Origin of the sequence: Tetzosporium hominis (assembly GCF_002265435.1) — a bacterium.
Classification (GTDB): Bacteria; Bacillota; Bacilli; order Bacillales_A; family Planococcaceae; genus Chryseomicrobium; species Chryseomicrobium hominis.
The window spans coordinates 1-25,977 of record NZ_NOKQ01000141.1; the positions used below are offsets into that span (position 1 = coordinate 1).

Sequence of the window (25,977 nt, forward strand, 5' to 3'; positions counted from 1 at the left end):
ATAGAAAGGACGCACCCAGATTTCGCATCAATGACCACTGTCGCGTAATGATGACCTTTGCGCGTAGCGAACTCATCGACCAAGACATGCTTTGCCGTTTTAGTCTCCAACTGGCACGAAGCGTATTGATAGAACCACCTTTCAACGGTCGTGTACGGAACACCATATTCACGTGAGACATCAGAGATTGTCCTACCATGACAACGTTTTGCAATCTCCACTCTATAATGTCTGGTTGAAGAACGAACAATGCCTAAACCAAAGTCATGAACAAACGTGATACCACATTTTTTACATACCTGTCGTGGGACATCTATCTCGATCCAGATCGTCCCTACGCCCCAGGCGTAGGAATGTCTAAAACGGCGACGTTCCTTTGAGTGGCGGACTGTCTGATTTGAACAGACAACACATGGGACTTGACGGTTCAGCGCAGAAATTCGAAACACGTTTGGTTCGGTGTCGGATGACGGATGAATTTTAAAAAATGATGGAAGTGGAAGGACTAATTTGATAAACTGTTGGGACAAGGCGAAAACTCCTATCGTGGTTTGTCTAGACAACAATTACGATACAGGTGTTTTCGCTTTTTTTCTATTTATTTACATTCTCAAATCAACTTAATGTCAACCACGACTTATGGTGATGAACCCTAATTATACAATATTCAACAAATACCCTTTAATTTTACCAGTATTTTCATATATTATAAAATTAGGAATGAAGGAGGTTTTAAAGTGTCCATTACTACGGTTATAGCTATTGCTGGTTTAGGATTGGGAATTATTAACACTAGTACCACTATTTATAAAGAATTTATTAAAAAAAATCCTTCTCCAAGTTTAGAAGTACATTGCGATAAAGCACTTTGGAGATATTATCCTGGAAATGATAAAACTCAATGCCAAATGTTGATAGATTTAACTGTAATACCAAGAAACTCTACGAATGGAATTAAGAAAATAGTATTTATCAATAAGAAATATGATGAAGTTTTTGGTGGCATGGGGGACAAGCAAAATTGGGTAACATTTTACAAAATTGAAGATAATGTTTACGGAGATAACTTATTTTCAAAGTTTAATCATGATGAATTAAAAGAATTTATAACGGAAAAAAACAAAGGTTATCGTAGGGATGTTAGAAATATAAATCTTCCAAAGGATAATGCATATAGCTTTTCTCTAGTAGAAAAATTTGATGGACAGAGATATCCTGATGGTTATGAAGACATTCCTATTGATGGATGGTGGATAGAAATATACGACTCTTCAAACAAGAAATTTGAAATAGAAATTGAATTTACCCTATCTAAATAGCATTTAACAAACCAAAGACCAAATTGGTCTTTGGTTTACATAAGTGCTATTCTTTACAAAAAACCTCATTTACTTATGGTACGGTTCCCCCTTAATAATCCGAAAACTCCGATAAACCTGCTCCAAGAGCACAAGCTTCATCAATTGGTGAGGCAACGTCATCTTCCCAAACGAGAGCTGCTCGTTCGAACGCTTCAAGACGTCGTCGTGAATACCAAGGGATCCTCCGATCACAAAGGCGATTTTGCTCGTGCCGTAGGTCATTAAGGAATTGAGATGTGCAGCCAGTTCTTCTGAGCTGCGCGTTTTGCCGTTGATGGCGAGGGCGATGACATGGGCGTCTGGATGGATCTTGGCTAAGATGCGCTCGCCTTCTTTGCGTTTGACGATTTCCATGTCGGCATCACTTAAGTTTTCAGGTGCTTTTTCGTCTGGTACTTCGATTTGTTCGATTTTGGCGTAAGCGCCGAGTCGTTTGGCATATTCTTCGATACCCATTTTGAGGTATTTTTCTTTTAGCTTTCCAACGGTCACAATTGTGATATTCACAGGTTATCCACCTTTACAGTTCATTTACAAACACGTTATACACAGAGTTTATCCACATATCCACATGTGTTATCTACATATTGTGTCTTAGTTTTTTCCACCTACGATATATATAGCTGGCTGTTCACAATGCTCACAGCGTGTGGATAAGTTTTCATCAGCTTCGATTTTTTCGAGGATCGGAAATTCTCCTGTCGAAGCCGTCACCTCGTCAAGTACTTGATTTACATGGGTTTCGCATGCGTATTTCTCCATTATTCTTCCTCCTCTGACAATTTTGATTATACACAAAGTTATTCACAATTCGCACTAGTTTATCCACACCCTATTGTAACAAATAAAAAAGAAGCAGGAAAGACGCCATTCCGTCTCCCTGCTCCCTGTGTAAATCTTTTGTGAAGCGAATTTAGTTATCCACATCTTACAATGAGTTGTTGTCGGTCAATTCGAGTGTGAATTCTACAATCTCACCTTGACGGTAGACTTTCACGTTCATGGAGTCTCCAACTTCTTTTTCAGTATAGAGATGTTGGCGAAGCTCGAGCATGTTTTCAACCTTTTCACCGTCAAGTTCCACGATGACATCGTATTGTTGCATTCCTGCTGCTGCTGCTGGAGAATTTTCAATCACGTCATCTACTACGACACCTGTTGTGATATCTTCAGGCAGTTTCAAAGTTTCTTGTTGGTGGAACGATGGTACTTGCTCTACATCCACCAATGTTACTCCCATCGTAGGACGCTGTACTTCCCCGTTCTGCTCCAAGTCTTCGATGATTGGAATGGCAGAATTGATTGGGATCGCAAGACCGATTCCTTCGACTGTTGTTTGCGAAATCTTCATCGAGTTGATTCCAATCAGTTGGCCGGCGACGTTGATTAGTGCACCACCACTGTTACCAGGGTTAATGGCTGCGTCTGTCTGCAGTACTTCTGTCTGCCAGTCTTGCTGACCGTCTTCATTCAAGTCGACTGGGATGACACGTTCTTTACCAGACAAGATTCCTGTTGTCACAGAACCAAAGAAATCAAGACCAAGTGGATTCCCGATAGCAATAACCGGTTCCCCTTGTTTCAAGGCATCGGAATCTCCAAATTCGATAACCGTCTCGACGTCAGCGGAATCCATTTCAAGTACAGCTAAGTCTGTCCAGACATCACTACCAACGAGTTCCGCGTTTACTTTTTTACCACCTTGCAGCGTTACTTCGATAGAAGTCGCTCCGTCCACGACGTGGTGGTTCGTCACGACAAATGCTCGGTCCCCATCGACTTTGTAGATGACACCAGATCCTGTTCCTGCTTCTTGCTCGCCTTGTTCGCTGCTCCAGAATTCATTCACTTCTTGCAAGTTTGTGATCCCGACGACAGCGGCCGAGGTCTTTTCAACTGCGGCGGTCACATCTGAAGTGACATCTGTGCTGACTTGTTCGGTGGATGTAATGTTTCCAGAACTGTTGCGGGTGCCGTTATCCGGAAGAGCGCTTTGCAGGCTCGGCATCATGAACCAAAGTAGCAAGGCTCCGACTAGTACTCCCGAAAGTCCTGCTAAAAAGTAGCCGGCGATGCCTCGTTTTTTCTTCGGTTCTTCTGATCGTTTCGGTGGCTGTGGTTCTTCTGCATATGGATTATATGGTTTGTAATCGTCCATGAATTTCCTCTCCTTTTTGTATTCTATACGTATACTATACCCAAAGAAGATGAAAATTTGATGAAAATCGGATAAAAGTTTGCTAAAAAACCAGCCTCCCAAAAAGAGGCTGGTCCCATTAGACTTCGACGAGTGGTGTCGGGATGTCAGTATCAGTCTCATGCAAGTGCACGAATTCTCCGGTGATGATCCCGCATGAGCGGAGGGTTTGGTCCACGCTCATATGCGCCAAGTCTTTCATATTGTTGTCTTTGCTTAAATGCGACAAGTAGATCTGCGTCGGCTTGATCTCGACGACTTCGCTCATCGCGACGGCTGCATCTTCGTTGGATACGTGACCGACGTCTGAGAGAATGCGGCGTTTGACGGACCACGGGTAGCGTCCCATCTGCAGCATGCCGACGTCATGGTTGCTTTCAAATACGAAGGCATCCGAACCACGGATGTGACCTTTCATTCGGTCACTCACATAACCTGTGTCGGTGATCAGTGCAAGCTTTCTACCATTCTCGTGAAAGACATAGAACATCGGCTCGGCTGCATCGTGAGACACTTGGAACGACTGGATATCGATTCCGCCGAATGACTTCACCGTCTCCATATCGAACTGGAAGCGCTGGTCGGTAGGGATGACTCCTAGATGATGATCCATTGCCTGCCACGTCTTAGCATTCGCATAAATCGGCACTTTGTATTTACGGGCCATGACACCAAGCCCTTTTATATGATCACTGTGTTCATGCGTCACGAGGATGCCGCTTAGTTCGCGCGCATCGCGGTCGATCTGCTGAAACAGCTGCTCCATTTTTTTACCGCTTAACCCGGCATCGACTAAAAAGGAGTGCTCGTCGTTTTCAACGTAAATGGCATTGCCGCTACTGCCGCTCGCCAATACACTAAATCTCATGATGGTCTACTCCTCTGTTTCTTCTGACTCTACTGCGTCAATCGGGATGTCGAGGATCCGACTATCGATTGCGTTGACGAAGTACTCTTCCATTGTACCATCTGCGAGCTCAACCTTCACGGACCAGGTCGGTGAAAACACCTGCGTCTCGCCGAGCTGTGCGAGAGTTGAGTAGCCCAGATTTACTTCGGTCACCGTCGACTGTGGTAACAATAAAGCTCGGTTGTAGAGTACTTCGATGGCACTCATGTAGCTGATCAAACTGCGTTCTTCGTTATAATCTTCGAGATCATCGAGATATGTCTGCGTAAAGCTCGTCACTTCGTTGTTCTCGTTCCAGGTGACGACGATGTTGGCGCGAGAGTTATGATACACACTGCGCTCATTCACTTGTTGGAACAAAAGAGCCGTGCGTTCTTCAGCATCAGTCGACCAAATCTTGTAGTCGTTTCCGCGGAAGGCGTGCTCTTGAATGATTTCTTCAAGTGACGTGTCTTCTGTAACAGCGACAGGTTCGAGTAAGACAGCTTCTAAAATGCCTTCACTCTCTGAACGAGCTGCAACATTTTCAAGCGACTCTAGTTCGTCCTCTGTAAACATGTGAACCGTCCCGGAAACATAGGCGACTTCCTGTGGCATGTTCGTCAATCGAGGGAACTCGATCGATTCGGTGCCTAAGCGGTCTTCAATGGTCGTTGTACCGTCAAGCGTACTCTGTAATCCAACAGATTCGTTGTAGCGGTCTAAGTAAAGCGACATCAAGAAGACGTTCAGGATGGAAAACACTATGATGAAAATCGTCTTCGTTCTACTCCAATCCAATTGCGCCACCTCCTGTTGCTTCCGGTACGATCCGTACCCATGTCTCGCCGACTTGATAGAACCAGTACGGCTCTAGAATGAGGATGGGCTGAGCGGGATCTCGTTTCACATAGTAGCCTGGCTTGATATCGGTGACGAGATTCATATCAACCGTCTGTTGAGTCGCCAAGTAGTCATAGATGAATTGTCCGGATGGCAACTGTTTGCGAGTAGTACGGAATGGTGATGATTGGTTGAGTGTGTAATACGGTCGGATGTAGCGATAGACCTGCTCAATACCCCAGTACTGAATCATATCAGTTGCCATTGTATCGCTGTAAACAGGTAGTCCTTTCAAATGCATCTGGAAAGAGATCTGCTGTCCGACTTCGTTGATACGAGTCAACCGGTAATCGTCCGTCCAGCCTTCATGTTCATTGACGAACTCGATGCTGTTGGCAAGGAGTGTCGCAGAATCCCCAGGTAGTTCGGTTTCTGATGCCGGGTGCACGTAACTGATGCGGCGCGGTCCGTACTCGATGTTCATCAAAGCACTGTCATCTGTGTATTGCTGCGATGAGGTGCCGACCGGATTGCTTCGCACGAGATTCGGATTCGTAAATAGCGCGTTCTTGAATTTTTCAGGTGACACTTCTTCCATTCCAAACGTGTACTCTTCGAGCGGTACTTGAACAGAAGATACGTAAAGGGACTGAATCCCTTCGCGCGTAATCTCATTGAAGATTGGCAGACGGCGGTCCATGTCTTCGACGCGGCTCAAAAATTCCATGACATCCACTTCTAACACGTTCGAGCGGAAAATACGCTGCGAGACTGAGTTCAAGAAGTTAATATGCATATCAATGTCGCCCTCATCGTTTTCCCAGTGGACGATCAAATGGTTAAAGGAAAAGTCGGGAACTGCCTGATCGTTGAACGACAGCACCTGACGGAAACTTTGAATCGGTATTTCTGTAGGGTAGTAAAACACCAACTGGTTCTCTTCGCGAATGAAGGCGTTGATTTCTTCCACAGTCGGTTCGTTGTCGACAAGGCGCGGCATATCGAGAGACCACGTCCGCATGAGGCTTGTCAAATTCTCCATCTCTGTAGATTGCAGGGAACCTTTGACACCGGCTGCGCCGCTGTTGCTGACGAGCATGCGATACGGCTTGATGATGTCACTTGTTCGTTTCTTCTCTGCGATGGCAATATCGACGACAGGAGTATCTCCAACCGTCGCGTAAGGCGGTGTATAGGTCCAGATCGAGAACGTGAGCAACACGCTGAGCGCAATCAGAATGACCAGAACAGCACTTTTCAAATGTTCAAGGTATCTCATTCCCATTCACTCTCCTCTTCTGGTTCGACATGAAGAGTGAAGAAAATGGTCGTTCCGTAGCCTTCTTCACTCTCCGCCCAAATTCTACCGCCATGAGCTTCAATCATTTCCCGGGCAATAGCGAGACCAAGTCCAGTTCCTCCCATAGAGCGGGCACGTGCTCGGTCCACTCGGTAAAAACGTTCGAAAATCTTGTCGACGTTTTCTTTCGGAATCCCCATCCCGTCATCGGAGATCATGACTTGCATCATTTCGTCTTTTACAGTGAATCCGAAACGGACCGTTCCCCCGTCTGGCGAATACTTTAGTGCATTGGAGATGATGTTGTCGATGACCTGAGTCAGTTTGTCCGGGTCAATCGCAACAAAGTACTCTTTGTCGGGAAGCATCCGAGAGAACGACACGTTTTGTGACTTCGACATCTCGAAACGGTCGATGATGCGGTGGAAGAACTGGTTGAAGTTCACCACTTCAATAGTCAAGTCGTAGTCACGGCTGTCCATTTTCGAAAGCTGCAGCAGGTCATTGACGAGGCGAATCATGCGAGCCGTCTCCGTCTGCGTGACTTGCAGGAAGTTCGGAGCAATCGTCTCGTCTTTCCATGCACCTTCCGCGAGAGCTTCTAAGTAGCTGCTCATTGTTGTTAGCGGAGTACGAAGTTCATGCGACACGTTCGCCACGAATTCGCGGCGTTCCATATCGATTTTTTCTTGTTCCGTGACGTCGTGAAGAACGGCAATGAGACCGTTGACGAAGCCCGTCTCTTTTTGAATTACGGAGAAGTTGGCCCGTAAGATGTACGGCATATCTTGTGTGCTGTAATCGAGCGACATCGGTTCTTGCTGATGGATCAAGTCTTCAAAAGTGGCGTCTTCATCAATCGTCAGTACCGAAGTAATCGGACGGTTGAGGACGCTGTCTCGGTTGACGTTCAATAGTTCGAGTGCCGGATCGTTAATGAGGATGACGCGGCCTTTGCGGTCTGTAGCAATAACGCCGTCAGTCATGTTAGCAAGTACCGAGGCGAGCTTTCGTCGTTCGGCATCTGTCGTCGACTGGGCTTCTTGCAAGCGGTTCGTCAGATGGTTGAAGGCGATGGCCAGCTGGCCGATCTCATCGTCTCCATATACTTTAACTTTCCGGGAGAAGTTCCCTCTCGCCATCGCCTGCGCTTGTTTTCGCATGTCCGAAATCGGATGCGTGATCGTCTGAGCAATAAAGATCCCGAGGATGACGGTGATAGCTAGGGACACTGCAGTTCCTCCGGCTAAGATCTGATTGATCTCATCGACTTGGCTAAAGACGCGTTCAATATCCGACTCTACGTAGAGCGCCCCGATGACGTTTCCTTGAGACGTGATCGGTGTTGCGAGGATCCAGATGCGTTCGCGAGTCTGTTCATCAAGAGAGATCATGCTCTCTGCATTTTCTGAACTGATGGCACGACGCACCAAATCATCAACGGACCGCTGCCCAACAATCGCTTGGTTGTCGGAGTCCGAGGTCCCAAGGATCTGGTAGCGGTCATCGATGACGCGAATTTCATTAATATCTGTGGAATTTAAGCCAGCCAAAATAGAACGCAGACTTTGTTCCTTTGTCGCGTCCTCTTCTGTCCGTTCGCGAATCAGTTCTTCCCGCACACTAAATTCCATGAGTCCGACACGCTCGGTGACGGACTCTTGAAAGTTGGTGCGAAATGACTCTTCGAGCTCTCTTACAAAGTACAGCCCGATGATCTGCATCGCGATCATGATTAATAATATATAGATCAACACGATTTTGACGTGGATCGATTTGAAAAAGCCAACTCTTTGCATTGCTCCTACTCCTGTTCAGGACTGCGCAGGTAATACCCGACTCCACGGCGTGTGACGATCCAGTTTGGATGACTTGGATTGTCTTCAATCTTTTCACGTAGACGACGAATGGTCACGTCGACGGTACGCACATCCCCGAAGTAATCATAACCCCATACCGTTTGCAGCAAATGTTCCCGTGTCATCACTTGACCTGTATGTTTCGCCAAGTAGTGCAGCAATTCGAACTCACGATGTGTCAGCTCAATCGCCTCATCGCGCTTCATCACCATATAAGCGTCTGGCTGAATCGTGAGAGGTCCGATGTTAATATCGTTTGAGCTCGGCTCGACGTCTTCTGCAGGAACGACTTGCGAGCGACGCATATTGGCTTTCACGCGCGCAATTAATTCACGAGTTGAGAACGGCTTCGTGACATAGTCGTCTGCCCCGAGTTCCAGTCCAAGGACTTTATCAATCTCGGAGTCTTTCGCTGTCAGCATGATGATCGGGAATTCGTATTTCTTCCGGACCTCACGACACACTTCCATTCCGTCACGCCCTGGAAGCATGATATCTAAAAGCATCAGATCTGGTTGGAACGCCTCAACTTTCTCAAGCGCCTCGTCTCCATCATAGGCACACTCGACCTGGTAGCCTTCTTTTTTTAAGTTGAACTGCAGAATGTCTGCAATTGGTTTCTCGTCATCGACGACTAAGATTTTCTTACTCATAGGTTTCTCCTCCATGTTCCGTTCCGATTTCCCCTGCATTTTCTAGTAATCTATTACCCTTAACAATACCATGACCGCGCTATTTTCGCATTTTATTTCCCATAGCTGTCGAAATGACGCGCTTTATTTCCCTCATTTCGTCGAAACTTATCGGATTATTTCCCGGGAAATACTTCTTAGATGTGGAAGGCGTTCGCTCAGAAATGCTTCGAAAACCAGGCGCCCCAATTGAGGCGCTCTTTGCCTCGGTTGGGGTGAATGGTTTTCGAATGTATTTCTAACGCCTGCAACTCGATTCCATTTAGATGTGGATGGCGTTCTTCTTCATCATCTTTAATTTCTTCTACATGATCTAGAGCGTTCTTCTCCATCAAGCTCCATTTCTTCTCCATACCCTCGATTTCTTCTACAATACTAGTTAATTCTTCTTCATAAACTGTTATTTCATCTGCATCTTAATCCTTTTGTTCTTCAAGGGGAAATAACTTAAACACGCATTCCCCCTACAACAAAAGCCGCCCATGCCGGGCGGCTTTCCAATGAGGTTTAGTTTAAAACAGATAGTGGGTTGATATGCGCACCGTTTTGAATCACTTCGAAGTGAAGGTGAGTGCCTGTTGATCTTCCCGTGTTCCCCATGATACCGATTTGCGTGCCTTGTGGAACCGTCTGACCAACAGCTACATTAATAGAAGCTAAGTGACCGTATACAGTACGGTAGCCGTTGTTGTGATCAATGATTACTCGCTGACCAAGTCCACCGTCCCAACCGGCTGCTACTACGACACCGTTATCCGATGCCAAGATGCCGAAACCGCTTGGGCGGGCAATGTCGATTCCTTCGTGCATGCGTCCCCAGCGTTGGCCACGCTCACTTGAAATGTAGCCACCTTGTGCAGGCCATGCGAATGACCCATTCCCACGAGAAGGCATTACCTTCGTTCCCTTTAAAGTAACTTGATGTTGCACTTGCTTCGTGATTTCTTCTTCTACTAATTCTTTAGACGTTAACACGCCATTTTGTTTCGTAAGTGTATAAGTCGCTACTCGTTCTCCGTTAGCGCCTTTTGTCTTCATTTTTGTGTCCCCTTTGTACATCGTGTCTGTTTCTTCCACGATCTTATCAAACGGGATTTCTTCTTTAGCTCTTTTTTCGTACTGTGCTTCAAAGTTAAGGGCCGGTTTTAGTACCGTCACATTCAGTTCTTGACCGATTTTAAGTGTACTGTCTTCTTGTAGCCCTTTATTTAAATCAAGCAATTGCTTGGTAGAAAGATCATGGGCACTTGCGATTTTTGAAATGACGTCGCCTTGTTTCACTGTGTAGGTCTCTTCTTTCTCCACACCTGTGAGTAAGCGTTTGACCGCTTGGTCGACTGTCACGACTTCTTCTGGTTTCACAGACATCGTTGCACCAGTAACGTCTTGTTTTACAGTTAAATCGACAATCCGGGTTTCACCCGGCTTTAATTCGGGTAATGTATCTGTAGCACTTTTTCTAGCTTCCAAAAAGTTGAGCTCTTTTTCCGAAACGTAGTTCAACTTCACTTTTCGAAGTACTTCATTGTAAGCTTCTAAATCTGTAACGTAGGCTGCCACCTCGTTATCGATTGAAATAGCGAATGCGTTAGCATTGACTTCAATGAGGTCCTCTACTTGTTTTAAAGTAGCGGCGTCATCTGTAGCAGGTGAGAACACTTTCTCTTCAACCACCGAGAAATTGTTGCCAGCTGTTAAAGAGAGACCTTCGAATTGTGATTTGGAAGCTTCTACTTTGTCTTTCATTAGTTGAGTGATTTCTTCTTTATTTGAGACGGCACCAATGTATTGATCGTCCGTGTAGATATGATAGATTGTTGCCAATTCGCTATCCGCTGTTTCGTCAGCGAAGGCAAAGTTAAATGACAAGCCAGAAAGCAATACGACCGAGATGGCTGCTTTCTTTATCACATTGGTCCTCTTCCCCGAAAGCCCGTCTGTTGCTAGAACAGCCGTTTCTTCCTTCGATTTATTCCAAAACATGATAAAGCTCCTTCCGTTTGTAAACACATTATGGCATTTTTCATGCCCTTCTAATTTACCATATTCATTTATACAAAGTGAACGAATAGACCCGTTTGTAATCAAAACGTGAAATTACTTCCAATTACTTCTAATAAATAGGATTATTTGGTTTCACACTATGAATTTCATACTATTTTATATTTCAATTGTTTCAGTAATTATCTAAATTGCGCGAAATTATACATAATTCAACACAAAAAACACACCTGTTCCGCGTGAGAACAAGGTGTGTTTTCATTAAGCATGACTTATCGCCATACACTAGATACGATATTCGTTTGCGTACGGTCAGGACCTACTGAGAAAATCGAGATTTGAACACCCGTCAATTGTGCAATTCGCTCTAAATAGTGACGTGCATTGTCCGGTAGTTCATCCAATGATTTACAGCCTGTAACGTCTTCTGACCAACCTGGCATTTCTTCATAGACTGGTTCACAATCTGCTAGCATACGAAGGTTCGCTGGATATTCTGTGATCAGTTCGCCTTTATAACGGTATGCCGTACAAATCTTCACCGTCTCTAAGCCAGTCAATACGTCAATTGAGTTCACCGTTAGATCTGTTAACCCACTTACGCGACGCGCGTGACGGACTACCACTGAATCGAACCATCCGATACGGCGTGGACGGCCTGTTGTTGTTCCGTACTCTTTTCCGACTTCACGAATCTGATTGCCTACTTCATCAAATAGTTCTGTAGGGAATGGACCGTCTCCAACGCGAGAAGTGTAAGCTTTACATACCCCTACTACATGAGAGATCTTCGTTGGGCCAACACCCGCTCCGATTGTTACGCCCCCAGCGACTGGGTTCGATGATGTAACGAATGGGTACGTTCCTTGGTCGATGTCGAGCATGACGCCTTGTGCGCCTTCGAACAAGACGCGACGGCCTTCATCAAGTGCATCGTTCAATACTTTAGAAGTATCTGTTACATATTTCTCGATTTCTTGCCCGTATGCGAAGTACTCTTCTAAGATTTCTTCTAGCTTGAAGCCTTCTGTCTCATAGAACTTTTCAAACATGCGGTTCTTTTCTTGCAAGTTATGATCGAGCTTTTCTTTGAACGTCTCATAGTCCAATAAGTCCGCCATACGGATTCCGACACGTGCCGCTTTGTCCATGTAAGCCGGTCCGATGCCTTTTCCTGTTGTACCGATTTTGTTAGCACCACGACGCGCCTCTTCCACTTCGTCTTGTTTCAAGTGGTATGGCAAGATGACATGCGCACGGTTTGAGATACGCAAGTTGTCTGTGCTCACTCCGCGATCGTGAAGACCTTTTAGCTCTTTTACTAAAGCTTTCGGGTCTACAACCATTCCGTTTCCGATTACTGAAATTTTATCTTTATAGAAAATACCTGATGGAATCAAGTGCAGCTTGTATGTCTCACCACCAAAGATGATAGTATGGCCTGCATTGTTTCCTCCTTGGTAACGTGCAATAACTTCTGAATGCTCCGAAAGAAAGTCGGTGATCTTTCCTTTTCCTTCGTCTCCCCACTGGGTTCCTACAACTACGACTGATGGCATGATCAGCACCTCCGCTAGACACTGTGTGTCCTATTTCAAACAGTATTAGTGTATCAGCGTATGGCGCCCACGTCAACCGAAAACCGCAGAAAAAGCGAACATCTTAATATTTCGGATATCTAATGTTCGTGTTTAGATACTTATTCTTCATTGAATTCTCATTTTTATGCCGGATTTGGTACTATTCTTCTCCCACTGTAAGGGTGACTCGTCTTGTCTCCTGGTCTCCATCTAGAATGATAATATCCGCTACATTGTCTTCTTTCCATTCCACGTCTGCTGATGGAGTACCATACTCTTCAACAGGAAGGTAGATCATGCTCATAGTCTCTACTTCCTCGTTAATGGGTCCGTAGTACACCTTAAACGGCTCACCACCGCCAGGTTCTCTCACTTCAATTAGCCATTTGCCATCTGGCGAGGTGCTAATGACGCTGGAGAGATAGCCTTCTTCGATTCCTTCCTGAGGTGAGATAGTAAAAAATGCAAAGATTCCAATGATACCTAAAATGATCACGACGACGACGGTAATAAGACAACCTGCCAATCCTTTCATTGCATTCACTCCTTTTTGTTACCTGTCATACGGCTGATGTACTAAAAAGTTACAAAAAAAGCCTCCCTGTTAGGAGGCGGGCGGAGCCGAATGCTGGCTCCAGTCAATATTAACGAACTTGTTGAACTCTTTCACGAACGCGAGCGTCACCGTACCTGTTGGGCCATTTCGCTGCTTCGCAATGATGATCTCAATCATATTCTGATTCTCTGTCTCTTTGTCATAGTAGTCTTCCCGGTACAGGAACGACACGATATCGGCATCTTGCTCAATCGATCCCGATTCACGTAAATCGGACATCATCGGGCGCTTGTCTTGACGTTGCTCTACTCCACGAGAGAGCTGAGACAAGGCAATGACCGGCACTTGCAGTTCACGGGCCAGAGCTTTCAAAGAACGGGAGATTTCCGAAACTTCTTGCTGACGGTTCTCTCCTTTTCCTCCAGACCCTTGGATGAGCTGCAAGTAATCGATCAAGATCATACCAAGACCGTACTCCTGCTTCAGACGACGACACTTTGCACGAATCTCCGTCACTCGGATACCTGGTGTGTCATCGATGAAAATCCCTGCGTTTGACAGGCTTCCCATCGCCATCGTCAGCTTCTTCCAGTCCTCGTTTGTGAGGGCACCGGTACGAAGCACCTGGGCATCGATATTGCCTTCCGCACACAGCATACGCATGACCAGCTGCTCCGCACCCATCTCTAGACTAAAGATGGCCACGTTCTCGTCGGTCTTCGTAGCAACGTTCTGTGCAACGTTCAATGCGAAGGCGGTCTTACCTACAGAAGGTCGGGCAGCTACAATGATCAAATCGTTGCGCTGGAATCCCGCTGTGATGCGGTCGAGGTCCCGGAATCCTGTTGGAACTCCCGTGATGTCCCCTTTACGCGAATGCAGCTGCTCGATGTTGTCATATGTCTCGACTAAAACATCTTTAATATTTTTAAAGTCTCCAGCGTTCTTTCGGCTGGAGACGTCCATCATTTTCTTCTCTGCTTCGGACAGCACCGCTGCCACTTCATCTTCACGTGTGAAGCCGTCTTCTACGATGCTCGTAGCTACGCGAATCAGTCGACGCAACAGCGCCTTCTCTTCTACGATGCGGGCATAGTAGACGATATTGGCTGCAGTAGGAACTGCGTTGGCAAGCTCACTCAAATACGCGATGCCTCCGACGTCTTCTAATTCCTTCTTCGCAGACAGCTCTTCCGTGACCGTGACGACGTCAATCGCCTTTCCTTGGTCACTGAGACGGATCATTGTGTGGAAGATCCGCTGATGGGCTGTACGGTAGAAATCCTCAGGAACGAGGACTTCGGCCGCTGTGATCAGCGCTTGGGGCTCTAAAAAGATGGCGCCGATCACCGATTGTTCAGCTTCGTGATTATGAGGGGGTACTCTGTCCATGAACGGCTCGCTCATCTTGTTCGCTCCTTACTCTTCCGTTACGTGTACTTTAAGTGTTGCAGTCACGTCGTGGTGCAATTTCACCGGTACATTCGTGTAGCCTAGTGTGCGGATGGCATCGTCTAGCTCCATCTTGCGTTTGTCGATCTTCATGCCATGTACTTTTTCAAGCGCTGTTGCGACTTGTTTCGTTGTGACAGAACCGAATAGACGGCCGTCAGCTCCTGACTTGGCTTTCAACTCTACCGTCACAGCCTCTAATTTCTCTTTCAGTGCTTTCGCATCTGCAAGCTCTTGAGCCGCTTGTTTTTCTGTCAGTTTCTTTTGCCCTTCTACTGCAGAAAGCGCAGAAGCCGTTGCTTCTACTGCATACCCGTTCTTAATCAAGAAGTTATGTGCATAGCCATCTGCTACGTTTTTGATTTCGCCTTTTTTTCCTTTACCTTTAACATCTTTTAAAAATACGACTTTCATTGGTCAGTTCCTCCTTGCGTTGCTTGGTCAATACTTTGTTTCACTTGCTCGATCGCCTCTGCTACAGATACGTTCTCAAGCAGTGTGGCCGCGTTGGTCAAGTGACCGCCGCCTCCTAAGGCTTCCATCACCAGCTGGACGTTGACGTCTCCAAGAGAACGAGCACTGATGCCCACTTTGGATTCATCACGGCGTCCGATGACGAAGGAAGCGCGTACGTTGTTCATCGTGAGTAAAATATCGGCTGTCTGTGCCAGTAAGATCTGGTTGTAGACAGCGTCTTCAGGGGCATGCGCGATGGCAATGCCTTCATGGTAGAACTCAACAGATTGGATGATCTTCGCTCGTTCTATATACGTATCCAGATCTTCTTTCAATAAGCTCTGAACGAGGACCGTGTCGGCCCCGTTTGTACGAAGATACGAAGCCGCATCAAACGTCCGGGCTCCGGTGCGAAGAGTAAAGCTCTTCGTGTCTACTGTAATGCCGGCAAGCATCGACGTCGCTTCGAGCATCGTGAGCTTGTCGTGCTTCGGTTGGTATTCAATCAGTTCGGTCACGAGCTCAGCTGTAGATGACGCATACGGCTCGAGATACACGAGTAATGTATTATCAATAAACTCTTCTCCGCGACGATGGTGGTCGATGACGACGACCTTTTCTGCACGCTGGAGCAAACGGTCATCGATGACCAGACTCGGCTTATGGGTATCCACGACGACGAGTAACGTTTTGTCCGTCATACGGTTCAACGCTTCTTCCGGTGTGATGAAACGCGAGTACAACGATTCGTTCTGTTTGATCTCGTGCATCAAGCGCAACACGCTCTTGTCGAGCTCTTGGAAGTCGACGACTACAAAGCCGTCGACTTTGTTCATCTCCGCCATCTTGCGGACTCCGACTGCGGCACCTATGGAATCCATATCCGGTAAGCGGTGGCCCATGACGAGCACTTGGTCGCTGTCTTGGATCAAGTCACGTAAGGCGTGCGAGATAACGCGAGCACGGACACGCGTCCGTTTCTCTACAGGATTTGTTTTGCCTCCGTAGAACTTCACCTTACCGTCAGCTTGCTTGATAGCGACTTGGTCCCCTCCTCGTCCTAAAACGAGGTCTAGACTGGACTGAGCCAGCTCTCCAAGCTCTACAAGCGACGTAGACGACGTCCCGACTCCGGCACTAAGCGTAACACCGTGACCGAATGTAGCCGTGACATCACGGATTTCATCCAAAATGCTAAACTTCGTCTTTTCAAGAGTAAGTAAAATGGATTCATTCAAAACCGCAATGAAGCGGTCGGATGCAATACGTTTCACAAAGATTCCGTACTCGGCACCCCAGTGATTGACGGTCGAGGTGATCAAGCTGTTCAGCTGCCCTCGTACCTGATCGTCCATTCCTTGTGTAATTTCATCGTAGTTATCGATAAACAAGATTCCAATGACTGTGCGGTCGCCGTAGTAGAGCGTCTCGATTTCCACTTGTTCTGTGACATCGAAAAAGTACAAGAGCTTCTCTTCTGGCTTATAGAAGACTTTGTAGTTGCTGTCTCCCATTTCAATCGTCATGTCATTGATTTCTTCTGAATTCAGTACCTGTGGAATCTGGTCAGACAGTTCGTGAACGTCCATACCAATCAGACTCTCTTGTGGCATTTGTTTGGTCATGTACGGGTTGGCCCATTCAATGATTTGTTGGTCATTCAATAAGACAATCCCAATCGGCATCTCGAGGAGTGCTTCTTCCCCTACTTTCTTTAGCCGGTATGACATCGTTTCTATATGTTTTTCGGTCTCTTGGTAGACGCGGTTTTCCGTAGCCCATGCATAGCCTGTGATGACAGCTACGAGGAGTCCGAAAAGCACGCCGATCCAAATCGACTGCGACACGAGAATAATCGTCGCGACAACGCCTAGGACCGCAAACAAAATGATACTGTAGCGCATCGGTCGTTTTCGGAAAAAGGTGGCCATGCTATCAACTCCTTACTTTTTTGGACTGGCGGCAATAAATGCTCGCAAACGGAACCCTAAGTCAATGACACCGAGAATGACGACGAGTGAATAGAACGGCAGCGCCACGATGGTTGTAGCGATGGCTCCCCACTTCGGCCATCCTTGATGGTGAAAATAAAAGTGAATTAAGGAAACCCCTTGTAAAAACAGCATAGCGCGGAAGACAAATACAGCATTGATGACAATCATGTCTCCGAACGAACCCGCTTCAAATGTTCCTAGTATAGACAGAAGCGATACGATTAAATAATACCATATCACTACTCGCGGCAAGTGAAAATGACGGAATGCTGTAAAGCGTGGCACCGGTACTTTCAGCTTGCGTACAAGTGGTAGCGCAACCGCTACATAAGCCCATGCTAAGAGGAACATTGCGGCAATAAAATAGCCCGGCAAGGCGAGCGAAAAGGCTTCTAAGCTCGTATTGACGATTTCATTAAAATTGTTCGGCTGCTGGTCGACGCTTTCCATGACGTCTCCTACTCGCACATAGCTCTGACGAATTTCTTCCATCATTTGCTCAATCAAGTTGATGCCGTATAACCACTTGGCAATCACGACCTGAAGCAGCGAGGTGATCATTAAAGTAATGGCCGTAGAGATTAAAATATAAACTTTGGACTGGCGACGGGACAAGCCGTCTCCGATTAGAAAACCAACCGGTAATGTGACGAGTGCTACAAGTAACCCTAAGTAGCCTCCTAACAAAATAGATGCAAGTAGCGCTAAAATGGCTACAAAAAGAGCATTGCTTCGTGAATACTTGGCGCGGAACCAGGCAATCGGAACGACTGCCAGTAAGAGGCCCACTAGCGAAAGTATAGGCAGATACACGGCAATGAGGAGCAATAAGCTAGTGATAGCAAATGTGCTCAAACCATGAAGCCATATTGATTTTTCTTGTTGCATAGGAACCTTCCTTCTTTCAAGATATCCCTATTATTTTATCATACTGAAGCAGGAAACGCTTTGAACACTCTAGGAACAATCCGTCTTGGTTGCTGGATGCAAAAAAGACACACAGAAGAAATCTTCTGTGTGTCCCTAAATGTATGATCTTATCTCTCTTCAGCTGTGAATGGTAACAAAGCCATGATACGAGATACTTTGATCGCACGTGTAAGTTTGCGTTGGTACTTCGCGCTAGTTCCTGTCACACGACGTGGAAGAATTTTTCCACGCTCAGACACGAATTTTTTCAACAAATCTACATCTTTGTAATCGATGTGAGTGATGTTGTTGCTAGTGAAGTAACAAACTTTACGGCGTCGTTTGCCTCCGCGACGTGGTGCCATATTGGTTGCCTCCTTTTTCGTTATCAAGTAAACCGCACGAGATGCGCATTTTTAGAACGGTAGATCGTCGTCAGAAACTTCGATTGGCCCGCTGCTTGCAAATGGGTCATCATCCATACGGGTATAATTTTGCTGATTCGATGGTTGGTTTGAACCATACTGATTGGAATTGTTGTTGTAGTTATTCGATTGCGGTGCGTTTCCGTAAGGAGCCGCTTGGCCGCGATCGCCACCACCAGATGCATTGCGCGGTTCTAAGAACTGCACGCTATCTGCAACAACCTCTGTCGTATAGACGCGCTTGCCGTCTTGTCCTTCATAGCTTCCTGTTTGAATACGGCCTTCTACACCTGCAAGGCTTCCTTTTTTCAGGAAGTTTGCCGTGTTTTCAGCTTGTTTGCGCCAAACAACACAGTTAATGAAATCTGCTTCACGTTCTCCTGATTGGCTAGAGAAAGTACGGTTCACTGCAAGAGTAAATCGTGCTACTGCTACGCCATTCGGTGTGTAACGCAGCTCCGGATCTTTCGTCAGTCTGCCTACTAATACAACTCGGTTAATCATGCTTACAAACCTCCCTCGTCAGCGATCGTTGAATTCTTATTTCTCGTCAACGCGAACAGCAATGTGACGGATAATGTCTTCATTGATGTTAGCAAGACGTGTATACTCATCGATTGCTTTAGAATCTGCATTTACTTTAACGATTTGGTAGAAACCTTCACGCAAGTCGTTGATTTCATAAGCTAAGCGGCGTTTGCCCCACTCTTTTGATTCGATGATCTCAGCGCCGTTAGAAGTAAGGATTTCGTTGAAACGCTCAACTAGAGCTTTCTTCGCCTCATCTTCGATTGCTGGCTGGATAATGTACATTAATTCGTACTGTCTCATCTATTCTGCACCTCCCTATGGTCTTTGGCCGGTTTTGAGGCCGGCAAGGAGTAAGTAATTGTATTACTCACATCAATGAATTGTATCATATTGGCAAGTGGAATGCAATTGATAATTGAAGGTTGTAGCAGCAGGTAGGAAGCTATGGAACAGAAGTGCTTTTTCCTGAGGAATCAGAGTGATCCAGGAGACCCCGCAGGAGTAAAGCGCAGCTTTGGGTACGACGAGGAGGCTCCTGGACGCTCCCTAGGAAAAAGTGCTTCTGTGGAATAGCTTCTGCCTTTCATCAAAAAAAGAGCCTCTGGGACACAAGGTCTCAGAAACTCTTTGTAGGATTATACGTTAAAACGGAACAACATAACGTCGCCGTCTTGCACGACATACTCTTTCCCTTCAGAACGAACCTTGCCTGCTTCCTTAGCTGCAGGCATTGATCCTGCTTCCACTAAGTCGTCATAAGCAACCGTTTCAGCACGAATGAAGCCACGTTCGAAATCTGAGTGGATGACACCGGCACATTGTGGAGCTTTCATCCCTTTGCGGAATGTCCATGCACGTACTTCTTGAACGCCTGCTGTAAAGTAAGTCGCTAGACCAAGTAAGCTATAAGAAGCTTTGATCATTTGGTCAAGACCGGATTCTTCGATGCCTAGCTCTTCTAAGAACATCGCTTTCTCATCGTCTTCAAGAGCTGCCATCTCTTCTTCGATCTTCGCGCAGATCACAATAACTTCTGCACCTTCAGCTGCTGCAAACTCACGAACTTTTTCTACGTACTCATTTGAGCCGCCGTCCATGATATCGTCTTCAGAAACGTTAGCTACATAAAGCATCGGTTTGATCGTCAATAAGTGAAGACCTTTGATGACCTTCTTCTCGTCGTCTGAAAGATCCAAGGAACGAGCCGACTGACCCGCTTCAAATGCTTCTTTCAATTTCTCAAGGACTGGTTGTTCTACCATAGCCTCTTTGTCTTTTTGTTTTGCCATCTTCCCAACACGTTGCAAGCGCTTGTCAACACTCTCTAGGTCAGCCAAGATCAATTCTAAGTTGATGACTTCAATATCTGAGATGGGATCGACTTTTCCTGCAACGTGAGTGACGTTCTCATCCACGAAACAACGAACAACCTGACAAATCGCATCCACTTCACGAATATGAGAAAGGAATTTATTTCCAAGACCTTCTCCTTTAGAAGCACCTTCTACGATACCTGCGATATCTGTAAACTCAAATGCAGTCGGAACTGTCTTTTTTGGTTCAACCATCTCTGTTAATTTATCTAAACGAGCATCAGGTACTTCAACAATTCCTACGTTCGGATCAATCGTTGCGAACGGATAGTTTGCTGCTAGTGCCCCTGCTTTTGTAATTGCATTGAATAACGTCGATTTTCCTACGTTCGGTAAACCAACAATACCAGCTGTTAAAGCCATGGGTTCTCCTACCTTTCTTGTTTCAACCTATTAATTATAAAGGGCATCACGCCCCCTGTCTATTGTTCCTCGTGATGGACGAGGACCTTCTTCATTTTCTTCTCAAATTCACGGCGGGGAATCATGACGCTATGTCCACACCCTTCACACTTAATGCGAATGTCGGCACCTACGCGGATGACTTTCCAGGCATTGGTTCCACACGGATGCTGTTTCTTCATTTCGACCACATCATTTAAATGAAATTCTTTATTGGCCTGCATTCGCCTTGCCTCCTCCTTTTTGTTCGAACACTACCATCTTCTGATACGGGATCTCGATATTGTGCTCATCTAAGAAGCGTTTGATGTCCCGACGCAGCATACGTCCTACCTTAAAGTGATTCATCGGTAATGTCTCTGCAGAAATTCTCATAACCACGTCAGAAGCACCTAAGGCTTGAACTCCTAATAAATCCGGACGAGCGACAAGTTCTGGGTACTTTTCTAATGTAGTGTCTAAAAATTCATTTATTAAACGTTCTACTTCATCTACATCTGATTCATAAGCAACTGAGACATCTACCATAATCAATGAGTTAAAAATAGAATAGTTGATTACTTCTGAGATATTTCCGTTTGGAATGATATGAAGTTCTCCTGTGTAAGTCTTGATTTTCGTCGTCCGTAACCCAATTTCTTGTACGGTTCCGTTTGACTGATTGATCATCACAGTATCTCCAACCGCAAACTGGTCTTCAAAAATAATAAAGAAGCCTGTGATGATATCTTTCACTAAACTCTGTGCTCCAAAACCGATAGCGAGACCGGCAATCCCAGCTCCTGCAAGAAGACCGGCTACATTGATGTTGACTGTTGACAAGATAGCAAGGATACCGGCGAAATAAACAATATATGTTAACCCGTTTTGCAACAGCTTAATCAACGTATTTTGTCTGCGTTCAGTATATCCAATCGGTGTCTTAGACCGAAGAATCATCACACGTTCAATCGTAGACTTCCCAATTTTCACTACAATCGCCATGAGCACTAAAATCAATAAGATTTTTAAAAGTGCTGTTCCGATTGAAATCCATAACGCTTCATTCATAATAAATTCTAATGTACGTTCCCACATTCTCTCGACACTCATAGAGAACCTCCTTTTTTGTGAATAAAGTTAGTGAGTTCTACATAAACTGATAGAACTACAGCTGGAAAGGCGGATATTCTATGAATCCTACTCCTTATTCAATCCATTTCGAACAATCCAATGTTATTTGGCAACTCAGCACAGCATTTCTTGAAACACTGCCCTTTGAAGATCCTAGACTCACATTCATTTGCATTGGTACCGACCGATCTACAGGTGATGCGCTTGGGCCATTGACTGGATCGTTTCTATCCTTATATAAAAGCTTTCCATTTCGGATTGTCGGTTCATTGGAACAACCCGTCCATGCCCTTAATTTAGCGGATACGCTTGAAAATTTAAAGCAAGACGATGCAACCGCACCAACTGTGGCTATTGATGCCTGTCTAGGTAACTTGCGAGCCATCGGGGATATTTTACTGGAAAACGGACCACTTTGGCCAGGAAAAGCCGTACACAAGGCGCTTCCTCCCGTAGGAACGTATTCCATTAAAGCCGTTGTCAATCATGTCCATGCTGAAGGTGTCGAGACGTTACAGACTACACGACTCCATATCACTCATGACCTTGCCCGAATCATTGCCAATTCTTTATTCCTTGCTTGGCACCGCTACTTAGCTAAAAGCCAAATGTCACAGCAACATAGAGTGCCACAACCAACAGACTTGGCAGCAAATTAGCTACCCGTACTTTGGTGATGCCTATCAGGTTCAAACCGATAGCTAAGATCATGATACCCCCCGTAGCGGTCATTTCACTTAAAAACAGTGTCATGGCCTCATCGGGGACCAGTCGAGTGATTTGAGTAGCAAAGAGAGCAATGCTCCCCTGGTACAAGGCGACCGGTATAGCAGACAGAAGAACGCCAATACCTAACGTTGCGGATAACAAAATTGACGTAAACCCATCAATGATTCCTTTACTGATTAATAGCTCGTGATCATTACGAAGTCCACTGTTCAGTGCTCCTAGGACACCCATCGCTCCAATGACGAAGATTAAGGTTGCCGTCACGAACCCCTGTGCAATAACTCCTTCTTGCCCACCCTTACTCATCTTTTTCTCCAACCATTGTCCAAGACGATTGAGCTGTTTGTCTAAGTCCCACCACTCACCGAGAACAGCACCGATTACGAGACTGATGATAACAATAATAAAGTTGGTACTCTCGAAAGACATTTGAATCCCCATAACGGCTACGGCGAGCGCGATGGCATACATAACGGTTTCTTTCATCCGATCAGGTATCCCTTTTAGCAATCTACCGGCAATTGCACCGACTACAATGAGTAGCGCATTGACCAGTGTTCCCCACAACACCATACTTCATCCCTACTTTTCTTATTCAGTTCGCTGCTTCTATATAAAAAGGAAACCTATTTCCTTAGTGCGGAAATAGGTCCGTGCTTACTTCTCTAATAGTTCTAAAATTCGCTCCAAGTCATCTTTAGAATAGAAGTCGATTTCAATCTTCCCTTTGTCTTGATCTTTAGAATGATTGATTTTGACACCTGTACCAAAGCGTTCACGCAATTCAGATTCCTTCTCGATAGTAAAAATATCTTTTTTATCTTTTTGAATTGTTTCACGTGGAACATTTTCGTTTAACCGTTGAACCAATGCTTCTAACTGGCGAACGTTGAGTTGCTCTTTTGTTGTTTTCTCTAGAATCAATGGGATGTTCTTCTTTTTCTTTAGTCCTAAAAGAGCCTTGCCATGCCCCATCGTAATGACTCCAGATGAAATTGCTTTCTTCGCTTCTTCCGGTAGAACTAGAAGACGCAAATGGTTAGCAATGTGTGGGCGACTCTTCCCTAAACGAAAAGCGAGTTGTTCTTGTGTGAGGTCGAGTGTATCCATCAGTTTTTGATAAGCTTCTGCTTCTTCAATAGCCGTTAGATCTTCACGCTGTAAGTTCTCTAGAATAGCCAGTTCCATCATTTCACGGTCGTCTAAGTTACGGACAACTGCTGGAATCTCGTTTAATCCTGCTAGCTGAGAAGCCCGGAAACGACGTTCTCCCACAACGATTTCATACTTACTGCCTTTCTTACGAAGCATAATAGGCTGCAACACACCATGTTCTTTAATAGAAGCACTCAATTCCTCTAGTGCCTGCTGATCAAAGATTTTTCGTGGTTGATAAGGGTTGGGCTTGATTAGCTTTAACTCGATCTGTTCCACACGTTCTTCTGTGTTGCGGTCTTCTCCCGGAAATAGAGCATTGATTCCTTTACCTAAACCTTTAGCCATGCTTAATCACTTCCTTCGCAAGTTCCAGGTACACTTCAGCACCCCGTGATTTTGGATCATAAATAATAATAGGTTCCCCATGACTTGGTGCTTCTGACAAACGGACATTCCGAGGAATAATCGTTTTGTACACTTTGTCTTGGAAGTATTTCTTTACTTCTTCAATGACCTGAATTCCAAGATTGGTCCGTGCATCAAACATCGTCAACAATACACCGTCAATCGTAAGGTTCTTATTTAAATGTTTTTGTACAAGTCGAATAGTACTGAGCAATTGACTCAGTCCCTCTAATGCATAAAATTCACATTGTACCGGAATGATGATGGCATCCGAAGCTGTGAGGGAGTTGATCGTTAGGAGACCTAATGATGGTGGACAATCAATAATGACGTAGTCATAATATGGACTGACTTCCTCTAAAGAGCGTTTCAACCGGACTTCACGTGAAATGGTCGAGACAAGTTCAATTTCTGCTCCTGCTAATGAAATCGTCGCAGGTACAATATGTAGGTTCTCTACTTTGGTCTCTACAATAATATCTTTTACAGGTACATCATCGATTAACACATCATAGATGCACTGATCGATTTCCCCTTTGTTCACGCCTACCCCACTCGATGCATTGCCCTGAGGGTCAATATCAACAAGTAGTACCTTCTTGCCCAAATATGCAAGGCAGGCACTGAGGTTCACGGACGTGGTCGTCTTACCCACTCCGCCTTTTTGGTTGGCGATGGCGATGATTCTTCCCACTCTTGCACCTTCTTTCTAAGCTCATATCTCTTATTCTATCAAATTTTTTCAATTTTAGTATTACATGTGCGTAACATTCACAAAAAAAGCACCTTTGCACGCTGGGCAAAGATGCTGAAATAGGTTATTTTCGCTTAGGGATTTTGATAACTACTTGGTAATAGTCATCTTGATCTTCTTCTTGTGTTTCAAAATCAATCCCACTTTTTGAAATCATCGTCAGCGACTGTTTTAAGGTATTGAGAGCGATGCGGACATCTTTATTAACCATCTTGCGTCGTTGCTTCGGTGGTGTCTTTTTATTCGGCTCTACTGCCTTTTCCTTCAGTGCTGCGATGCGTTCCTCAAGTTGCTTAACGCTCAGTTGTTCACTGATGGTTTGAGATAAGAGTTCTAGCTGGAGCGGCTCATCTTTCACTTTCATCAGTGCACGGGCATGTCGTTCAGATAGCTCTTTCGTCAAAATCGCATCCTGTACCTGTTGTGGCAACTTCAATAGTCTGATCTTATTGGCAACGGTAGATTGACCCTTCCCTAATCGTTGGGCCAGTGCTTCTTGCGTCAATTCATGTAATTCAATTAACTGCTGGTATGCGAGCGCTTCTTCAATAGCTGTCAATTCTTCACGTTGTAAGTTCTCAATAAGCGCCACGGAGGCAGTCTCTTTATCTGATAAATTTCGAACGATTGCAGGAACTTCTGTCCATTCTAACATGCTCATCGCGCGGAAGCGACGTTCACCTGCAATGATCTCATAGTGACCGGATTCGATTTCCCTTAACACGATCGGCTGGATAATTCCATGCGTCCGAATCGTGCGGGCAAGCTCTTCAATTTTTGAATCATCAAAAACTGTTCGCGGCTGATACTTGTTAGGTACGATGTTCCCAATTGGAATATGTACGACTTCTTCTACTGCTGTTGAAGTTGTCGCCGCCTCCTCAGGAAGCTGTTCTTTATCTTTCCCTTTATCTGTACCGCCAAAGAGCCTGGAAAAAGGACTTTTCATCTAAACGTGCACCACCTTCTATTACTAATCTATCACAAATCACGAGAAG

General features: G+C 45.4%; 29 protein-coding genes. 2 read left to right on the plus strand and 27 right to left on the minus strand.

Features of this window, described 5'->3' with window-relative positions:
* Positions 1 to 530 (minus strand): helix-turn-helix domain-containing protein (locus CF394_RS03175; protein ID WP_165767438.1); only part of this gene is annotated, 530 nt, incomplete at its 3' end.
* A 207-nt stretch (positions 531 to 737) separates the two neighbouring features.
* Between CF394_RS03175 and CF394_RS03180 the strand changes: the two genes are divergently transcribed.
* Positions 738 to 1,319, plus strand: a complete 582-nt coding sequence (locus CF394_RS03180; protein ID WP_094941828.1) for a hypothetical protein — start codon at positions 738 to 740, stop codon at positions 1,317 to 1,319.
* Positions 1,320 to 1,388: 69 nt separating this feature from the next.
* Here the strand turns inward: CF394_RS03180 and rlmH are convergent, their stop codons facing one another.
* The 22 genes from rlmH to CF394_RS03290 all read right to left on the minus strand — a co-directional run bounded on the left by rlmH (position 1,389) and on the right by CF394_RS03290 (position 21,912).
* Complete coding sequence (rlmH, locus tag CF394_RS03185; protein WP_094941829.1) at positions 1,389 to 1,868, minus strand: 23S rRNA (pseudouridine(1915)-N(3))-methyltransferase RlmH; 480 nt, start codon at positions 1,866 to 1,868, stop codon at positions 1,389 to 1,391.
* Between the two features lie 87 nt (positions 1,869 to 1,955).
* Positions 1,956 to 2,123, minus strand: coding sequence for a CxxH/CxxC protein (locus tag CF394_RS03190; protein ID WP_094941830.1), 168 nt, complete (start codon positions 2,121 to 2,123; stop codon positions 1,956 to 1,958).
* A 166-nt stretch (positions 2,124 to 2,289) separates the two neighbouring features.
* Positions 2,290 to 3,519: a S1C family serine protease gene (locus CF394_RS03195; protein ID WP_094941831.1), complete on the minus strand. Its 1,230-nt coding sequence runs from the start codon at positions 3,517 to 3,519 to the stop codon at positions 2,290 to 2,292.
* A gap of 118 nt (positions 3,520 to 3,637) precedes the next feature.
* A complete protein-coding gene (locus CF394_RS03200; RefSeq protein ID WP_094941832.1) occupies positions 3,638 to 4,426 on the minus strand; it encodes an MBL fold metallo-hydrolase in 789 nt (262 codons plus the stop codon).
* Between the two features lie 6 nt (positions 4,427 to 4,432).
* Positions 4,433 to 5,248 (minus strand): two-component system regulatory protein YycI, encoded by an 816-nt coding sequence (locus CF394_RS03205; RefSeq protein ID WP_094941833.1) that lies wholly within the window; start codon positions 5,246 to 5,248, stop codon positions 4,433 to 4,435.
* Complete coding sequence (locus CF394_RS03210) at positions 5,235 to 6,569, minus strand: YycH family regulatory protein (protein WP_165767439.1); 1,335 nt, start codon at positions 6,567 to 6,569, stop codon at positions 5,235 to 5,237. The genes CF394_RS03205 and CF394_RS03210 overlap by 14 nt, the downstream gene beginning before the upstream one ends.
* A complete protein-coding gene (walK, locus tag CF394_RS03215) occupies positions 6,566 to 8,389 on the minus strand; it encodes a cell wall metabolism sensor histidine kinase WalK (protein ID WP_094941835.1) in 1,824 nt (607 codons plus the stop codon). Before walK ends, CF394_RS03210 begins: the two co-directional genes overlap by 4 nt.
* A 5-nt stretch (positions 8,390 to 8,394) precedes the next feature.
* Complete coding sequence (yycF, locus tag CF394_RS03220; protein WP_094941836.1) at positions 8,395 to 9,102, minus strand: response regulator YycF; 708 nt, start codon at positions 9,100 to 9,102, stop codon at positions 8,395 to 8,397.
* A 197-nt stretch (positions 9,103 to 9,299) separates the two neighbouring features.
* Positions 9,300 to 9,494, minus strand: coding sequence for a hypothetical protein (locus CF394_RS03225; RefSeq protein WP_094941837.1), 195 nt, complete (start codon positions 9,492 to 9,494; stop codon positions 9,300 to 9,302).
* A gap of 154 nt (positions 9,495 to 9,648) precedes the next feature.
* A complete protein-coding gene (locus tag CF394_RS03230) occupies positions 9,649 to 11,124 on the minus strand; it encodes a M23 family metallopeptidase (RefSeq protein ID WP_094941838.1) in 1,476 nt (491 codons plus the stop codon).
* Between the two features lie 290 nt (positions 11,125 to 11,414).
* Entirely contained in the window at positions 11,415 to 12,701 is a 1,287-nt protein-coding gene (locus tag CF394_RS03235) for an adenylosuccinate synthase (protein WP_094941839.1), read from the minus strand.
* Positions 12,702 to 12,882: 181 nt separating this feature from the next.
* Positions 12,883 to 13,257 carry a hypothetical protein gene (locus CF394_RS03240; protein ID WP_094941840.1) on the minus strand — a complete coding sequence of 125 codons (375 nt, stop codon included), beginning with the start codon at positions 13,255 to 13,257 and terminating at the stop codon, positions 12,883 to 12,885.
* Positions 13,258 to 13,326: 69 nt separating this feature from the next.
* Entirely contained in the window at positions 13,327 to 14,685 is a 1,359-nt protein-coding gene (gene dnaB, locus CF394_RS03245) for a replicative DNA helicase (RefSeq protein WP_094941841.1), read from the minus strand.
* 12 nt (positions 14,686 to 14,697) lie between these two features.
* A complete protein-coding gene (gene rplI, locus CF394_RS03250) occupies positions 14,698 to 15,144 on the minus strand; it encodes a 50S ribosomal protein L9 (RefSeq protein WP_094941842.1) in 447 nt (148 codons plus the stop codon).
* Entirely contained in the window at positions 15,141 to 17,117 is a 1,977-nt protein-coding gene (locus tag CF394_RS03255) for a DHH family phosphoesterase (protein WP_094941843.1), read from the minus strand. The genes rplI and CF394_RS03255 overlap by 4 nt, the downstream gene beginning before the upstream one ends.
* Positions 17,118 to 17,129: 12 nt before the next feature.
* Positions 17,130 to 18,068, minus strand: coding sequence for a YybS family protein (locus CF394_RS03260; RefSeq protein WP_094941844.1), 939 nt, complete (start codon positions 18,066 to 18,068; stop codon positions 17,130 to 17,132).
* Between the two features lie 149 nt (positions 18,069 to 18,217).
* Entirely contained in the window at positions 18,218 to 18,454 is a 237-nt protein-coding gene (rpsR, locus tag CF394_RS03265) for a 30S ribosomal protein S18 (RefSeq protein ID WP_094941845.1), read from the minus strand.
* 51 nt (positions 18,455 to 18,505) lie between these two features.
* Positions 18,506 to 19,018 (minus strand): single-stranded DNA-binding protein, encoded by a 513-nt coding sequence (gene ssb / locus CF394_RS03270; RefSeq protein WP_094941846.1) that lies wholly within the window; start codon positions 19,016 to 19,018, stop codon positions 18,506 to 18,508.
* Positions 19,019 to 19,054: 36 nt separating this feature from the next.
* The gene (gene rpsF / locus CF394_RS03275; protein WP_094941847.1) at positions 19,055 to 19,345 is read right to left on the minus strand and encodes a 30S ribosomal protein S6; all 291 of its coding nucleotides are present in this window, start codon (positions 19,343 to 19,345) and stop codon (positions 19,055 to 19,057) included.
* A gap of 335 nt (positions 19,346 to 19,680) precedes the next feature.
* Positions 19,681 to 20,781 carry a redox-regulated ATPase YchF gene (gene ychF / locus CF394_RS03280; RefSeq protein ID WP_094941848.1) on the minus strand — a complete coding sequence of 367 codons (1,101 nt, stop codon included), beginning with the start codon at positions 20,779 to 20,781 and terminating at the stop codon, positions 19,681 to 19,683.
* Between the two features lie 59 nt (positions 20,782 to 20,840).
* Positions 20,841 to 21,044, minus strand: coding sequence for a DUF951 domain-containing protein (locus tag CF394_RS03285; protein ID WP_094941849.1), 204 nt, complete (start codon positions 21,042 to 21,044; stop codon positions 20,841 to 20,843).
* Complete coding sequence (locus CF394_RS03290) at positions 21,031 to 21,912, minus strand: mechanosensitive ion channel family protein (RefSeq protein ID WP_094941850.1); 882 nt, start codon at positions 21,910 to 21,912, stop codon at positions 21,031 to 21,033. Before CF394_RS03290 ends, CF394_RS03285 begins: the two co-directional genes overlap by 14 nt.
* An 80-nt stretch (positions 21,913 to 21,992) precedes the next feature.
* Between CF394_RS03290 and yyaC the strand changes: the two genes are divergently transcribed.
* A complete protein-coding gene (gene yyaC, locus CF394_RS03295; protein ID WP_207761670.1) occupies positions 21,993 to 22,592 on the plus strand; it encodes a spore protease YyaC in 600 nt (199 codons plus the stop codon).
* Here yyaC and CF394_RS03300 read toward each other — a convergent pair.
* The 4 genes from CF394_RS03300 to noc form a co-directional block, all read right to left on the minus strand.
* Positions 22,531 to 23,235 carry a DUF554 domain-containing protein gene (locus CF394_RS03300; RefSeq protein WP_094941851.1) on the minus strand — a complete coding sequence of 235 codons (705 nt, stop codon included), beginning with the start codon at positions 23,233 to 23,235 and terminating at the stop codon, positions 22,531 to 22,533. The two genes, yyaC and CF394_RS03300, sit on opposite strands and share 62 nt — an antisense overlap.
* A gap of 84 nt (positions 23,236 to 23,319) precedes the next feature.
* Positions 23,320 to 24,165: a ParB/RepB/Spo0J family partition protein gene (locus tag CF394_RS03305; protein ID WP_094941852.1), complete on the minus strand. Its 846-nt coding sequence runs from the start codon at positions 24,163 to 24,165 to the stop codon at positions 23,320 to 23,322.
* Positions 24,158 to 24,919: a ParA family protein gene (locus tag CF394_RS03310; protein ID WP_094941853.1), complete on the minus strand. Its 762-nt coding sequence runs from the start codon at positions 24,917 to 24,919 to the stop codon at positions 24,158 to 24,160. Before CF394_RS03310 ends, CF394_RS03305 begins: the two co-directional genes overlap by 8 nt.
* A gap of 124 nt (positions 24,920 to 25,043) precedes the next feature.
* Entirely contained in the window at positions 25,044 to 25,928 is an 885-nt protein-coding gene (gene noc, locus CF394_RS03315) for a nucleoid occlusion protein (protein ID WP_094941854.1), read from the minus strand.
* Between the last annotated feature and the right edge of the window lie 49 nt (positions 25,929 to 25,977).